The sequence below is a fragment of the Staphylococcus sp. HMSC063A07 genome (genome assembly GCF_001836955.1).
Lineage (GTDB): Bacteria > Bacillota > Bacilli > Staphylococcales > Staphylococcaceae > Staphylococcus > Staphylococcus lugdunensis.
This window is the reverse complement of sequence record NZ_KV830923.1, coordinates 888-1,205: the sequence shown is the minus strand read 5'-3', so window position 1 is coordinate 1,205 and position 318 is coordinate 888. Positions and strand designations below refer to the sequence as shown.

Annotated in this window: 1 protein-coding gene; it reads left to right on the top strand. The window is 40.9% G+C overall.

The genetic code is table 11. From position 1 onward, the window contains the following. On the top strand, positions 1-318 hold a 318-nt coding region (locus HMPREF2597_RS12895; RefSeq protein WP_256337088.1), incomplete at both ends, for a Rib/alpha-like domain-containing protein.

Here is a 318-nt window from a genome sequence, read left to right as displayed (position 1 = left end):
AACAACAGCGGATGACGTAACAAAAGCAGTAACCGTGCCAGATTATCCAAGTTCAAAAGGAACGCCAATAGTAACAGTAGATAATCCAAGTACATTACCGAACGGTAAAACACCAGGAGAATACACAGTACCAGTAACAGTGACATATCCAGATGGTACAAAAGATCATGTAAATGTACCAGTTAAAGTTGGTGATCCAGATAGCGGAAAATATGAACCGAAAGTAACACCAATCACAAAAGACTTTGGTACACCAACAACAACTGATGACGTAACCAAAGCGGTAACCGTGCCAGATTATCCAAGCTCAAAAGGCAC